Genomic DNA, 14341 nt, shown 5'->3' with positions numbered 1-14341 from the left:
ATGCGATTGGAAGATCTGCGGCTTGGCATTTACGAGAAGGCATTGCCTGGTGCCCTTGGCTGGAAAGAAAGACTTGCCCTGGCGAAGGAGCTCGGATTCGATTTCGTCGAGATTTCCATCGACGAGACCGACGAACGTCTCGGCAGGATGTCATGGTCGGAGGAGCAACGGTTGGATCTGGTCCGTGCAATGCTCGAGACAGGCGTCGATGTACCGAGCATGTGCCTGAGTGGCCACCGGCGGTTTCCCTTGGGAAGCAAGGATCCGATGGTTCGAAAACAAGCCTTGGAATTGATGGAGAAGGCGATTCGTTTTTCTTTGGATACGGGAGTACGGGTAATCCAAATCGCCGCTTATGATGAATATTATCAAGATTCGGATGAAGAGACTGATCGTTTGTTCCGTCAGACCTTTCTCGAATGTGAAAAATTGGCGAGAAAGTATCAGGTGATGCTCTCATTCGAGATCATGGATACTCCTTATTTCAATTCAATCGACAAATTCCTCGACCTGAAACGTGAGTTCACCTCTTGTTGGACCAGCGTATATCCCGATGTTGGCAATCTGTCGGCTTGGGGAAACGATGTGCCGCAGCAGCTGGAGAAAGGTATCGATTGGATCACAGCGATCCATCTCAAGGATACCCTTGCGGTGAAGGATGATTTTCCCGGTGTATTCAAGGAGGTTCCCTTCGGAACCGGTTGTGTCGATTTCCCCCAAGTGTTCACTTTGTTGAAACGGCTCGACTATCGAGGTCCATTCCTCATAGAGATGTGGACGGGCAAGGAGAACAACCCCGAACAAGCCATACGTGATGCGAGGTCTTTCATCCTGAAGCATATGCGTGATGTCGGTTTCATCGAAAACTAAATTTTGAAGGCTACTTGGGTGACCAGTTCCGATTCAGGTACTTGTGCCGGATTGTTGAGATAGAATTCATAGACAATTCCGGAAGGTGTGATGCCATGTTCGGCCATCCATTGTGTCGCGACGGTGTAGCCGTGGCCCATCTCCCTGTAAGGGCCGATCTGTACCGACAGATTCATGCTATCTATCGACAACTATATCCGGCGATGGATGCTATCCACCGTCAATTGGAGAGCATACGAGATACCCATGTTTGATGCGTGGGAGGAGGTGTAGATTATGAGTACGGCAAAGAACATGCGAGCATTGATCATCGAGAAACCGGGTACTGCGGTGGTCAAGGAGGTTCCCATCCCACAGGTGGGAGACCACGATGTCCTCATACGGGTGATGGCCTCGGGAATCTGCGGTACCGATATCCATATATACCGAGGTGAGTACCTGGGCTCCTATCCCGTCATACCGGGTCACGAGTTCGCTGGAACGGTCGAGAAGGTCGGTTCCAAGGTGAGCCGTTTCAAGGTTGGCGACCGCGTTGCCATAGAGCCGAATATCAGCTGTGACAACTGCGAAAGCTGTCTCAACAATCGTCAGAATTTCTGCCTGAACTGGAATGGGGTCGGTGTTACCCTCCCTGGAGGTATGGCCGAATATGCTGTAGTTCCCGAGAAGGCTACTTTTTCGATAGGGGAGCTTCCCTTTGAGGTCGGGGCCTTCGTCGAGCCCCTCTCCTGTGTTCTCTATGGAGTCGAACGAACCAGGATTGAACTTGCCGACAAAGTTCTCATCCTCGGTTCCGGTCCGATTGGGCTCTTGCTTGCCCAGAGCATTATGCTGCAGGGAGCTAAGGAAATTACCCAGGTCGATCGGAATACTAGGCGTCTTGAGAAAGCAAAGGCCAATGGCGCGGCGAGGGTCGAAAGTTCGCTCGATGCGCTTCCCCTCGACTACTACGATGTAGTTGTCGATGCCTCTGGAGCAATTTTCCTTATGGAACAAACTATCCATTTCGTCCGCAAGGGCGGTACCATACTGCTCTTTGGAGTTCCCCCAAAAGAGGCCAAGGTCAGTTTTCCGGCCTTCACCGTCTTCGAGAAGGGGCTCTATATTGTCAGCAGCTATACTTCAGTACGTAACAGTATCCAAGCTGTCGGTCTACTTGAGACAGGAAGGTTAGATGTCGCTCCTCTGATCTCCCATCGTCTGCCACTTGAGCAGTTTATCCAAGGGATCGATTATCTGGAGCAGGGAACCAATGATGTCATGAAGGTCTTGATCACGCCCTAGAAATATGACCAAGTTGAGTGCGCCGGTGTACCAGTTGACTGTGTGCACGGGGGCACAGCCACTGTGCTGTCGATTATGCATGAGGGACAAGGAGGAACCATGGAGACCAAGAAATTCCAACACAAGAGTATCATGATTACCGGTGGTGCAGGTGATATCGGGCTTGCCACCGCTATCCGTTTCGGAAAGGAGGGGGCCTCTGTTGCCCTTGTCGATGTGAAGGATATGGCCAATGCCGCGGAACAAGTAGCTGCGACCGGAGCGCTGGTGCGTACCTACCGATGCGATGTGACCGACTATGGTGATGTCGAACGCACGGTCGAAAAGATTGTAGCTGACTTCGGAAAGATTGATCTCTTGTTCAATAATGCGGGTATCCAAGGTGAATTCAAGCAATTGCACCAGTATCCTGTGGATGATTTCGCCAAGGTTATCCAGGTAAATCTCATTGGTGCATTCCACGTACTGCGCTCGGTATCGGCGAGGATGGTGGAGCAAAAGGGTGGGGTTATCGTAAATACGGCGAGTATGGCCGGGGTCGACGGTCCGGTCAATATGGCTGCCTACGGGGCTTCCAAGTTTGCCATGGTCGGTCTTACCCAGACTGCGGCGAAAGATCTTGCGCCATTTGGCATCCGGGTAAATTCAATTTCTCCCGGATTCATGGGCCCCGGTTTCATGTGGGACCGTCAGGTCGATCTCCAGGCGGCTGTCGGTTCGCAGTACTACGATACCGACCGCAATATCGTGGAAAAGCAGATGATCGGGTCGGTTCCCCTGCGTCGTTATGGGAATATCGAGGAGATTCCCGGTACAGTCATCTATCTCATGAGTGACGATTCCAGCTATGTAACCGGTGTGAATGTGAAACTATCCGGTGGTATTTGATGCCCAACGAAGCGAGTGAAAAGGGACCATGAAATGGTCACTATTCCGAGCAAGTGTAGACAACATAAGGATCCATACCTCGCCCCTTGGGGGCGGCAAAGGAGGTGAAGCCTCCTCGGTTTAGGGCTTGCCCTGGGGTAGTGATACCTTTTATCAATTTTCGGAGGTATAGTATGAAAGATATGATGCAACGTTTCAGTTTGGAAGGTAGGACGGCTTTGGTCACCGGTGGTGCCCAGGGTATCGGGAAAGCATTTTGCGTGGCTCTTGTATCAGCGGGGGCAAAGGTGGCTGTGGTTGATCTCAATTTTCCTCTTGCCGAGGAGACTGCCCATGCCTTGACCAAGGATGGTGGGGAGGCGATTGCCATTCGGGCCGATGTCACCGATTCGGCTGATGTCCAAAAGATGGTTAAGCAGGTTGTCGACAAGTGGGGAACGCTCACCATTGGTGTCAATAATGCAGGAATGGGGATGTGGTGCGATGCGCTCACCATGGATTTTTCCGAGTGGCGCAAGATTCTTGCTCTCAATCTCGATGCTGTTTTTCTCTGTGCCCAGGCCGAAGCACAATATATGAAGCAGCATTCTTATGGGAAGATTATCAATACGGCTTCCATGTCTGCCCATATTTCCAACACGCCCCAGAATCAGTGTGCCTACAATGCCTCCAAGGCCGGAGTCTTGCACCTTACACGCAGTCTGGCGGCCGAGTGGGCTCCCTTGCACATCAATGTGAACAGCATAAGTCCCGGTTACACCAAGACTGATCTCGTGGACAAGCTCCTTGCATCTCCCGAGGGGAAGTCGGTATTGCCTCTCTGGCTGGAGCGTATTCCCATGGGTCGCATGGCGTCGGTCGAAGACCTCCAAGGAGCAGTCGTCTATCTTGCTTCCGAGGCGAGCGACTACATGACTGGCAGTGATATCCTGATCGATGGTGGATATTGCGCTTGGTGAGTTACCCTGGGATAATTGAAACGTATCAAAACCCCAATGCCAGCCTTGATCTGGAAGTCTACACTTCCGGACTCGCTATGAGTGGCTCGGTTTCTCTACTTGTGTTTCCTGTACTCGTTCGGCAAAGTATCCATGTATGGATACGCTGCCCTCATTTCGTTTGAAAATGCCACTTCACTACGTGAATCTGCACGGGATACCCCTCTAGAGGGGTCTTCTGTGTTTCGATTCTCCACATGGATAGGCAATTTTGTGGTTTGGAGCAGAAAATGGTCGTCACTACGCTTGGGGTAAACAACTTTTCTATACTTTTGGTAATGACTAAACTGTAATTCCCTATCATAATTTCTAATTACACAAAATTATTCAAAAAAACTCTAATGAGATCATTGATAACTGTGTATGCACGCAGGTCAGTGCATATTTAGCTTGCAAATCTTAGCGGTTACTGCTATAGTGTAGTTATAATATATGTTATAATTACATAGTTGGCGGTGAATATGTACATTGGATACGATATCAAGAATGGTGTGAAATATGCCAAGATCTGCAGATCCTCCCGGATTGATGGGAAAGTGAAAACTGAGCAGAAAAGCCTCGGTAGAGTCCTTGATGAAGAGAAGGGGATCTTCCAGAACCGGAAGCTCGGGGTCTTCACCTATGATGTAGAGACAGATACCTACGGCAAGCCGGATGCAACCTTTGTTCCTGCACCAGCAAAAAGGAAGAATCACCGGGAAAAACTCATCCTTGACTTTGGTGATGCGTTCTTTCTCGACTCATTTATCACCCAGAAAGGACTGCGATCCTGCATTGACGCCATCGGCTATGGGAATCCGGATACCCTGTATGCGATGATCCACTACTATGTACTGTGCAATTTCGCGCTCACACATGCTGAGATCTGGTATGAAGGCAGCTATGTTTCCGAACTGTACCCAAAGGCCAGCCTCTCTAGCCAGAGGATCAGTGACTTCCTCGCTTCCATTGGGGATGAAAACTCCCAGAGGAATTTTTTCAAGGAGTACCTGAAGCTCATTACAAAAAGGAAGGATGGCACTGACATTCTCATTGACAGTACAGGACTACCAAACAGCATCCATTTCCCACTCACAGCGGTAAGCAACCATAACGGCACGGTCTCGAACGAAGTTCGCCTTATCTATGTGCTGCAGCAGGAAACGAACCTTCCGCTGTACTTCAGGTATTGTCCGGGAAATATCATAGATGTCTCCACTCTCACGACTACAATGCTTGAACTGAAAGCGTATAACGTGAATACCAAATTCGCCATTTTTGATGCAGGCTATCTCGATGATGAGAACATGAAGGTCCTGTATCAGGAAAAAGTCTCTTTTCTTTCAAGGATGAAGGAGAACCGGAAGATATATAAGCAGCTTATAGCGGAGCACTTGCCTACTTTGGAAGCTGAAGAACACATGGTTCGATATAATTCACGCTATGCCTACATCAAGCGGGTTGAGTGCGAAATCATTGAAGGACACAAAGCGTATGCATATGTTTGCCAGGACATAGCCATGAAGGGATTCTCCACAAGCAAGGTATTCGCAAAAGCCTCTGCAAAAAACCTTGGCGTGAAAGAAGTTCATGACGAGTTGCAGAAAAAGGGAGTATTTGTACTCTTCTCGTCGCGACCAATCGCAAAGGAGAAGATACTTCCCACTTACTATGCACGGCAGCAGATAGAGCAGATATTTGATATCGGGAAGAACTATGCAAACATGCTTCCCCTGAGAGTCCATACTGAAGAGACCTTTCGTGGGCATCTGATGCTTACCTTTATCTCATCGGTAATAGTGAAAATTCTGCAGGATGAGTTGAAGAGTACTGCATTTAACCCGATCAGTGCATTCCTACAGCTGAGGAATCAGAAATGTAAGGTATTTGACAGGGATATCATTCCCCAGGAAGCAGTGAAGAAAGTGAATGATATCTACAAGAAGTTCAAACTCAACTACCCGAAGCGTGTCCTGCGTAAGGCTTTGTAATTAGAAAATCTGACCGGGAGTTATAGCTAAAATATTCCATACCACAAGAGCCTAAAAACTGCTTACCGAAAATATGGTAAAGTCCCAATTAGGTCCCAATTAGAAAAACTCCTTGACATTCACATCCTGGGCGCAATGGCAGTAGGGCTTGCCGCACTTCCTGTACCGGGGAGAGAGGGATCCCTGACGGAAAACATCAAGGGATTTGACTTGGTCAAGAATGTGATCCTTTTCGTGAAACAAATCTTTCAATTTCTTGTTCATGGTGCCTCCTGGTGGTATACTGAACGTTATATTCACGTACAGTATACCACAACACAACCCCCTTGCATAGCAATTTAGGCTAAAGTAAATTTAATTGTCGTATACCCGGAGTTACATAGACATTTGATTTCTTTGTATGCTATTCTACTGTCAGACAATCATTATCGAGGCTTAAATTGAACCAGAAGATTAAGAAAATTGAACGGGTGTCGATCACAGATCAGGTCGTGAAGCAATTGCAGGAATTGATTATCTCAGGGGAAATCAAGATGGGGGATCGTTTGCCCACCGAGTTCGAACTTTGCGAACAATTGGGGGTAGGCCGATCAACTGTGCGGGAAGCCTTCAGGGTTCTCGCTGCCACCGGGATGATTGAGATAAAAGCAGGCAAAGGCGCCTTTGTCAGAAACAACCACGAAAACTCCTTCGATAATATTAAACACTGGTTTGTGGAAAAACATGCTGAACTGAGCGAACTCATCGAAGTGCGAATGGCAATAGAACCGTTGGCACTGCGACTTGCCGTCAAACGGGCATCAGATGCCTCTATTGATCAGATAAGCGAGATCCATGAAGCCTTCAAGAAAGCAGTTAAGAGGAATAATCGTATCGAATTGGCGACACTGGACGAGTCCTTTCATAACGCAATTATCGATGCTTCAGGAAACAGTCTGCTCATCAAGATTGGTAGGTTGATAGCCGACCCGATGATGGAATTCCGTACCAGATCATTCGCCGTCACCAAGAACGTCAACCATGCCACAGTCCCTCACGGGGAAATTGTCCAGTCACTCATTGACAAGAATGAAGAGACTGCGGTACGAGCAATGTTGAGCCACCTGGAAATCGCACGCGAGGATATGGAGAAGGTTGTCAAAAACTGAAGTTCATCCGTCAACTCTTTTCCTTACATAATCATAACACCATCCACTTATTTCATTTGTTCCATGTTGTCATCGCGAGGTAATTTTCCGAAATATTTCGTTGACTCCCAAGATGGAGCGTGGTAGCATGCAAATACAAGTTATCAGACAATCATAACACAAGACAGTCAGAAAAAGAGACAAAGCGAAAAGGAGTTGAACATGCTGCGAAAAGAACGATACGGAAAAAGATTGGTGCCTGTGGTGACCCCATTCAAGGACGATATGTCGGTCGATTACGAAGCCATGGTAAAGATAGGTGAAATCTTGTTGGAACGCGATAACGCTGATTCCTTCATTCTTACCGGAACTACCGGGGAGTTTTTCACCCTCACTATAGAAGAGCGCGTGAAAATCTTTGAAGTGATGCAGAAAGCCTTTGGAAGCCGTGTTGAGATTATCCCAGGAACAGGAACCGCCTCCACCATCCATACCATTGAACTTACCAAAATTGCGCAGAAGATGGGATTTGACCTAGTCATGATTGTTGCTCCCTACTACACCAAACCCAGCCAACTGGAAATCATTAACCACTTCGAGAAAATCGCGGATGCAGTCGATGTGGATATCATGCTCTACAATATCCCCATCTTCACCGGTGTCAACATTGAGCCTGAAAGTCTTCAACGCCTTGCAAAGAAAAAGAACATCGTAGCCATCAAGGAAGAAGCCGAACTCCGGCCCAAGCAGATGAGCGAATATATGTTGGTCACCCCTGAAGATTTTATCATCTACTGCGGTGACGACACCATGGTCTTGGAAGCGCTTGCCCAGGGAGGAGACAGAATCGGAGGTTTCGTTTCGGGCGGATGCCACTTGTGGGGGGACAAGATGAAGGAAATGATCGACCTGTTCCTAACCGGCAAGGTCATTGAAGCGGGAAAGATGCAGCTTTCGCTCATGCCGATTATTCGTGTGATGGGCCAGAATGGGAGGACCAATCCTGTGTGCCTCATCAAGGGAGCAATGGAGATGATGGGCTATCCCCGGTGCTTGCCACGTTTGCCGTTGACTCCCGGAACTCCTGAGGAGATGGCCTTGGTCCGCGAAAAAATGAAAGATCTGGGAATTCTGTAATCGAAAATAATGCCATGCATTTGTATGGCGAAAAAAAGGAGAAGTATATGAAAGGAAAAAGATTGATTGTAACAGCCGCTATTCTGTTGATCACATCAATGTTCTTGTTCGCCGGAGGAGATGCCGAGATCCCTCAAGCCGGGACAGAACCTGCAGCCTCTACGGCACCTGGAACCACTGTTGCTCCTGTTGCTCCTGTTGCTCCTGTTGCTCCAGAAGATGCGGGAGAACAGTACACCTTGAAGTTCAGTTGGGCGGACCCCTTCGATCCCCTGAAGCAGTCGACCAGCGCCTATGCTGTTGTGTTCAAGCAGGAACTTGAAAGACTCTCTGGTGGAAGAATTAAAGTAGAGCTTTATCCTGCAGGACAACTCGGAGACCAACGTTCATCGACCGAACAGGTTGCCCGTGGAACCATAGAGATGACTAACATCAGCTCAGGTGTATTAGCGTCGCTCTACTTCCCGAAGTTGGAGATTGTCGATATGCCGTTCCTCTTTACCTCTCGTGAACATGCTGCCCGTGTACTCGATGTGGTAAACAATCCAATCATGACTGAGATGAACAAGGAATTGATTGCAGAGACGGGTATTCGCCTGCTCAATGTCGTCCCCTTCGGACCCCGCCATATAACCAACAACGTACGAAGAATCAAAAGCCCTGAAGATGTCGAAGGCTTACGCATTCGTACCATGGAAATCACTCCCCACATGAAGCTAATCGAAGCTATGGGCGGAAATCCTGTTCCTATCCCATTTCTCGAGCTCTATACCAGTTTACAGACTAACGTTGTCGACGGTGAGGAAAACACCTTCCAGAACATCAGTGCGCAGAACTTCTTCGAGGTTCAGGACTATCTAACGGTGACCAACCATGTGATGGGAGTTGGCGCCACCTTAATCAACGAGAAGTGGTTCCGCGGCTTGCCACAGGAATTACAAGCAGCCGTTGTTGAAGCCGACTATGTAGCACAGATGGTCTATAACGGTGTAGCACAGATCCTCGATGCGATGGCAGCAGACACCCTCGTGGAGAAGGGTATGGATGTCTACTATCCGACCCCGGCCGAATATAAGAAGTTCCAGGATGCCACCATCCCATTCGTACGTGAGTACATGGTCGGTGTTTTAGGTGAAGAATTTGTTGCGGATTTCCTAGACTCGGTGGAAACTATTAAGGCAGAAATCCAAGCTGAAGTAAACCAGTAGAATCGATTCAGATACATCGGGTCGTGTATACGGCTTCGGATACACGACCCTTGTGTAAGGAGGTTTTGTCAAATGGGTATAAAGGAAAGGATTAGTTTTATTCGCATAATCGAGACGATATCAAACGCCAGTCTCGCAGTCATGTTCCTGACCGTGATGCTGGGAGTCATCAGCCGCTATATCATGTCCCGCCCATTCGTATGGACCGACGAACTCTCCCGCTACCTCATGATTTACATGGTTTTCCTGGGTGGGACCATCTCGTTCAGGGCCGAAAAACACCCGTCGCTGAATTTCCTTATCGACAAGTTGCCACCGAGATGGCGATTCGTGTGGGACTCGGGCATCGACGTTCTGTTGATGTTGGTGCTCCTCTTTTTGGTGTTCGGGGGTTGGGAAATGGTTACCCATAAACCCATCGGTAGGACCCCGGCGCTCAGGGTAAAGTATTCGTGGATATATTTGGCCATACCGCTAGGCTCGTTGTGCATGTTTGCCGAGACTGTCATGCGTTTTATTCGCAGGATCAAACTGAATAGGGCTGCGCATTTACAGGAAGACGTAGTACGGGAGGAGTCCCTATGAGCTTTGCATTGTCCCTCATGTTGATATTATTCGCAGTTCTGATGTTTTCAGGTGTTCCCCTATCATTCGCCATGTTGCTCAGCAGTGCCGTGTACTTACTTACCACCGGCCAACCGCTGTATCTCTTAGCTCACCGCATGTTCACAGGGATAGACACCTTTACTCTTATGGCTATCCCGTTCTTCATACTGGCGGCCGAACTCATGGTCATCTCTGGTACAGCTGAACGATTGTTGAAATTCACTAATGTGATAGTGGGTAGGTTTCACGGAGGCCTGGCCTATGTGAACGTACTTGCCAGCATGTTGTTTGGTGGCTGTTCAGGTTCCGCCATCGCCGATGTCGCAGGTTTAGGAGTCCTTGAGATTGACATGATGGAGAAGGGTGGGTACGAAAAGCCGTTCAGTACCGCTCTCACAATTAGTTCTTCTATTCAGGGACCGCTTATCCCGCCCAGTATCATGATGGTGCTCATCGGGGCCACCACCGGTACATCGATTGGTGCACTGCTCATAGGTGCAGCCATCCCCGGCATCCTCGTTGGGTTAGCCCAAATCGCCATAATCTTTGTCATGGGCAAAATAAAGGGGTTTCCTGTTTCAAACATCGTGATGACTCCCAAGGAGAAATTCTTATCTTTTCTCAATGCGATACCATTCATTCTCATGCCGCTAATCATCATCGGAGGGATTATCGGAGGTCTGGTTACCCCAACGGAAGCCTCGGCCGTCGCGGTTGCCTACGGACTGCTCTTGGTAATCATCTATAGCCGACACACTATCAAACTGAAAGATTTCAATCGCTTGCTTTACAACACCGTGGTCGTTGCAGCCAGCATCCTCCTGTTGTCGGGAGCTTCCAACATCTTCGGCTGGATACTCTCAGTCGAACAGGTTCCCAACATGATTTCACGCGCCCTCATGTCAATTAGCGACAACAAGAATGTCATACTGATGATTATCAGTGTATTCCTGTTACTTTGGGGGATGTTGATGGACAGTCTTCCGGCAATCCTCATCCTCTCTCCAATCCTATTCCCTGTCGCCATGCGTATTGGGGTGGCCCCCATCCACTTCGGTGTCCTTATGGGCTTCAACCTAATTATCGGTCTAATCACTCCACCATACGGACCCGCACTGTTCACCGGAACCATCGTCAGCGGTCTGCCGATGGAGAAACTCATTCGTGCCATAATTCCATTCATAATGGCAAGTATCGGAATTTTGATCCTCATCACCTATGTCCCTTCGATGGTCATGTTCCTACCTAGATTGTTCGGACTATAGAAAGGAGGTCTGTCGATGGTCTTTGAATTGAAAAGCGGTACCATGAAGGAGATGTTGGACATTTCCGATTTGTATATAGCAGGTGTGGTTTCCCCCGGCAATCAGTCGTGGCGGGAGTCCTCACCCCTTACCGATTCACAGCTCGCTGAGGCAATCGACAACCCAATCGGTTATCAAACGGTTGGCGAAACGGTTGGTCCCGGTTATAAGGTTGCCATTGTCGTTGACGACGCGACCCGACCTACCCCTACTCGGGTTATCTTGCCCTTTTTGTTGGAACGGTTGAAGAAGGCAGGGGTGGCTGATGAGGACATCACCATCACCATCGGTACTGGTTTGCATCGCCCCACGACCGAACAGGAGCGCGAGAAAATCCTCGGCTCCAGTGTCCACCACCACTTTGACCTCGCAGACAACGAGGTACGGAATGATGAGAAGTACGGCTTGGCCGGAGTGGCCGACGGTAAATCTATCTGGCTGAACAAGCGCATTCTATCTGCTGAACAGGTCTTCACTATTGGAGTGGTCAAATCCCACGCGTTTGCCGGATTTACTGGCGGGGCCAAGAGCATCCTCCCTGCGATTGCAAGCCAAAGGACGATCCACGAGAACCACTGTTTCCATAATATCGAATATCCCCGAGGTATCCTCGGTTCGTGCGAGATGAGTGGGACTCGGAAAGGGATGGAGGAAGCTGCGCGTTTGGTGGATCCATTCATAATCAATGTGGTGCTGGACGGTAACAACGATATCATCTTTGCTGCTGCCGGGGATGTGGTTCAGGCACACCGGAAGGCAGTGGACTTCTATGCCAAATCGGCGATGAAGTCTTTTCCCGAGGAGGTGGATATCGCGTTGGTCTATGGTGGTTATGCCGGGTCAGTGAGTTTCTATCAGGCGCTGTTCGGGTGCAATGTTGTGAAGACCACACAACGGCCGATCCTCAAGAAGGGTGGAATAGTCGTGCTTTATGCCGAATGCCGTGAGGGTTCGGGCTCCAGGCTATTCGAGGAGATGATGCCGGCATTCGATTCACCGCAATCGATTTTGGACCACTTGGAGTCCAGCCCGGTGGTGGATGACCAATGGGCAGTTCAGTTCCTGGCAACGTTCCTCCGTGATATGAAGGTATTCGTCGTTTCAACGGGTTTATCGGAAGATCTGGCCAAGGTTTTGCGTGTGCGTCTGTTCAGGAATGCTAAGGATGCGATGGAAGAAGCCTTCTCCATCGCACCGAAGCAGGCAAAAGTGGCGGTGATCGAGAATCCAGATATCTTGATAGTAAACAAATCTTAGTAAGGAATTGTGCAAAAATAACATAAGCAATATTGATTTATTTGGGCCAACATGCTAGAATGAGTCATGCTTGATGAGAAAACTGCGAAGCGGATACAGACGATAGTTCCCATACTCAACGAAAACCAGAAGCGCATATACTTGGCGGCGGAGGCTGAAAGCCTTGGCCGCGGAGGGATAAGCCAGATCAGCCAGGTGCTGGGTGTTTCACGAAACACCATCGCGGCCGGGATCAAGGAGATTGCCGGGGCTGTCGTGCGAGCCCCCTCCGGCAGGATCCGCAAGGAAGGCGGGGGGCGAAAAGCCATAGAGGAGACACAGCCGGGAATAACGGAAGCTCTGGAGAGCCTGGTATCACAAAGCAGCTATGGGGATCCTGAGTCTCCCCTGAGGTGGACTACCAAGAGCTTGAGGAATCTGAGTGATGCCCTGCGGGGTAAGGGCTTTACGGTTTCCTTCTCGAAGACCAGGCAGATGCTCAATGACCTTGGCTACAGCCTGCAACTGAACCAGAAGATGCTTCAGGTGGGAAAGCCCCATCCTGACAGGGATGGGCAGTTCCGGCATATAAGCGAGACGGCCAAGGCGTTCCTGTCCGAGGGGCTTCCCGTAATCTCCATTGATTGCAAGAAGAAGGAACTGGTGGGCAATTTCAGGAACCAGGGAGCCGAGTATGCCAAGTCAGGGCAGCCCGTGAAGGTCCTGGACCATGACTTCCCTCTTCCCGAGCTGGGGAAGGTCGCCCCGTACGGGGTGTACGACATGGCCAGGTTTGCAGTGAATTCCGTCAGGCAGTGGTGGGACGAGATGGGGATGGCCCGGTACCCGGCGGCAAGCAAGCTGTACATCACCGCCGACGGCGGGGGGAGCAACGGGAGCAGGAACAGGCTCTGGAAGACAGAGTTGCAGGAGTTGGCGAATGAGACGGGCCTGCAGTTCCATGTTTCCCATTTCCCTCCGGGCACCTCGAAGTGGAACAAGATAGAGCACCGGATGTTCAGTTGCATCTCCAAGAATTGGAGGGGAAGACCGGCCGAGACGCTGATGGTGATCATCAGCCTTGTTGAATCGACGACCACCGAAGCCGGGCTGAAGGTGAAATGTGGGCTTGACAGGAACGTGTATGAGACTGGCATCAAGGTGTCTGAGGAAGAACTGGAGAGGATCAACATCTCACGGGATGATTTCCATGGAGAATGGAATTACTGCATATCCCCATCAGAGACATTTGCATAGTTTATTTATGCACTGTTCCTAACCTAAAGTTATGACTCTCTTATGAGTCCCCGCTAAAAACTACAACGTATCTTTTTTTCATTAGATTTCCCAACGAAACGAGCGGAACGTTGCCGTTACCATGGCAGCACTCCCGAGTGAGTGCGCCGAGCGTAAGGTACATACCTCGCCCCTTGGGGCGAAGTAGGATGCAATGCCTCCTGGGGCCACCTCTTGCCCTAGGGGTATCGATACTTTTTATTCTGACGTCTGCATATCAGGCATCGTTTTGAAGGGGTAGGACCGCATTGGCCGGCGCTTGGTGCGGACAGTATGGGAGCACCAGTAGGAGCGACGAAAAGCCGACAGGACCGAGGGGAAAGCTTTCCCCTAAAAACTAGGCTGTATTTAAGAAATAGTGACTTCAAGCTGTTACCCCCTCTCCCCATCTCAGTTCTGGCGGGTTGAACAGCTTTT

General features: G+C 49.6%; 14 protein-coding genes. 12 read left to right on the top strand and 2 right to left on the bottom strand.

Annotated features, from left to right (window positions below):
- On the top strand, positions 1-870 hold the full coding sequence (locus DYP60_RS13015) for an L-ribulose-5-phosphate 3-epimerase (RefSeq protein ID WP_117331452.1): 870 nt from the start codon (positions 1-3) through the stop codon (positions 868-870).
- Here DYP60_RS13015 and DYP60_RS14070 read toward each other — a convergent pair.
- A complete protein-coding gene (locus DYP60_RS14070) occupies positions 867-1046 on the bottom strand; it encodes a GyrI-like domain-containing protein (protein ID WP_133299350.1) in 180 nt (59 codons plus the stop codon). The two genes, DYP60_RS13015 and DYP60_RS14070, sit on opposite strands and share 4 nt — an antisense overlap.
- Before the next feature lie 100 nt (positions 1047-1146).
- Here DYP60_RS14070 and DYP60_RS13010 point away from each other — a divergent pair, with 100 nt between their 5' ends.
- From DYP60_RS13010 to DYP60_RS12995, 4 genes are all read left to right on the top strand, one after another.
- Positions 1147-2154, top strand: coding sequence for a zinc-dependent alcohol dehydrogenase family protein (locus tag DYP60_RS13010; RefSeq protein ID WP_240622887.1), 1008 nt, complete (start codon positions 1147-1149; stop codon positions 2152-2154).
- Positions 2155-2253: 99 nt separating this feature from the next.
- A complete protein-coding gene (locus DYP60_RS13005; protein ID WP_206363145.1) occupies positions 2254-3042 on the top strand; it encodes an SDR family NAD(P)-dependent oxidoreductase in 789 nt (262 codons plus the stop codon).
- 173 nt (positions 3043-3215) lie between these two features.
- Positions 3216-4001 (top strand): SDR family NAD(P)-dependent oxidoreductase, encoded by a 786-nt coding sequence (locus DYP60_RS13000; RefSeq protein ID WP_117331451.1) that lies wholly within the window; start codon positions 3216-3218, stop codon positions 3999-4001.
- A 500-nt stretch (positions 4002-4501) separates the two neighbouring features.
- Positions 4502-6010, top strand: a complete 1509-nt coding sequence (locus DYP60_RS12995; protein ID WP_117331450.1) for a transposase — start codon at positions 4502-4504, stop codon at positions 6008-6010.
- 99 nt (positions 6011-6109) lie between these two features.
- Here DYP60_RS12995 and DYP60_RS14340 read toward each other — a convergent pair whose 3' ends face one another.
- Positions 6110-6274, bottom strand: coding sequence for a DUF6788 family protein (locus tag DYP60_RS14340; RefSeq protein WP_165849584.1), 165 nt, complete (start codon positions 6272-6274; stop codon positions 6110-6112).
- Positions 6275-6450: 176 nt separating this feature from the next.
- Between DYP60_RS14340 and DYP60_RS12990 the strand changes: the two genes are divergently transcribed.
- The 7 genes from DYP60_RS12990 (at position 6451) to DYP60_RS12960 (ending at position 13885) form a co-directional block, all read left to right on the top strand.
- Complete coding sequence (locus tag DYP60_RS12990; RefSeq protein ID WP_117331449.1) at positions 6451-7158, top strand: FadR/GntR family transcriptional regulator; 708 nt, start codon at positions 6451-6453, stop codon at positions 7156-7158.
- A 201-nt stretch (positions 7159-7359) separates the two neighbouring features.
- Positions 7360-8274: a 4-hydroxy-tetrahydrodipicolinate synthase gene (dapA, locus tag DYP60_RS12985; RefSeq protein WP_117331448.1), complete on the top strand. Its 915-nt coding sequence runs from the start codon at positions 7360-7362 to the stop codon at positions 8272-8274.
- Between the two features lie 47 nt (positions 8275-8321).
- On the top strand, positions 8322-9482 hold the full coding sequence (locus DYP60_RS12980; RefSeq protein WP_165849583.1) for a TRAP transporter substrate-binding protein: 1161 nt from the start codon (positions 8322-8324) through the stop codon (positions 9480-9482).
- A 72-nt stretch (positions 9483-9554) separates the two neighbouring features.
- On the top strand, positions 9555-10067 hold the full coding sequence (locus DYP60_RS12975) for a TRAP transporter small permease (protein WP_117331446.1): 513 nt from the start codon (positions 9555-9557) through the stop codon (positions 10065-10067).
- Positions 10064-11353 carry a TRAP transporter large permease gene (locus DYP60_RS12970; RefSeq protein ID WP_117331445.1) on the top strand — a complete coding sequence of 430 codons (1290 nt, stop codon included), beginning with the start codon at positions 10064-10066 and terminating at the stop codon, positions 11351-11353. Before DYP60_RS12975 ends, DYP60_RS12970 begins: the two co-directional genes overlap by 4 nt.
- A 15-nt stretch (positions 11354-11368) precedes the next feature.
- A complete protein-coding gene (locus DYP60_RS12965) occupies positions 11369-12649 on the top strand; it encodes a lactate racemase domain-containing protein (RefSeq protein ID WP_117331444.1) in 1281 nt (426 codons plus the stop codon).
- Positions 12650-12715: 66 nt separating this feature from the next.
- On the top strand, positions 12716-13885 hold the full coding sequence (locus tag DYP60_RS12960; protein WP_117331443.1) for an ISAzo13 family transposase: 1170 nt from the start codon (positions 12716-12718) through the stop codon (positions 13883-13885).
- Positions 13886-14341 lie beyond the last annotated feature (456 nt).

The organism is Sphaerochaeta halotolerans (assembly GCF_003429665.1).
GTDB lineage: Bacteria > Spirochaetota > Spirochaetia > Sphaerochaetales > Sphaerochaetaceae > Sphaerochaeta > Sphaerochaeta halotolerans.
This window is presented reverse-complemented; position numbering and strand designations above follow the sequence as displayed.